The organism is Priestia sp. SIMBA_032 (assembly GCF_046535215.1).
GTDB classification, from domain to species: Bacteria; Bacillota; Bacilli; order Bacillales; family Bacillaceae_H; genus Priestia; species Priestia aryabhattai.
This window is the reverse complement of record NZ_JAWRXD010000238.1, coordinates 1-362: the sequence shown is the minus strand read 5'-3', so window position 1 is coordinate 362 and position 362 is coordinate 1. Positions and strand designations below refer to the sequence as shown.

Annotated in this window: 1 protein-coding gene; it reads right to left on the bottom strand. The window is 45.0% G+C overall.

Annotated elements, in window-relative coordinates; translation table 11 throughout:
• Window positions 1-362 (bottom strand): DNA methyltransferase (locus SB717_RS34170; RefSeq protein ID WP_410907268.1); only part of this gene is annotated, 362 nt, incomplete at both ends.

Genomic DNA, 362 nt, shown 5'->3' with positions numbered 1-362 from the left:
AGTTGCACACAGATAAATCGACGAGATTGTCCGTCGATTGCATTTTGTTGCATTACTGCCTGTGCGGTAGATCCCGAACCTGCAAATAAGTCTAGAATAATTTCGTTTCTACTTGTTCCAAGCAAAAAGCAGGTCCGTAGAAAATCTATTGATTTTGGGAAGTCAAACGAGTCACCAGGCATCAGTTCTTTGAGCGCACGCTTTCCACTGTCTGTAGAAAATTCGCCTCCCATCCAGACTGACTTGGGTTTTGACGTTCTCTCTACCGCACCTTCGTCTTCCTCGTCTTCTTCGTCTAGTTCATCCACTGCGATAGACGGATCGAGATATATACGATGTTCAACATCTAACCTTCCGCTTCG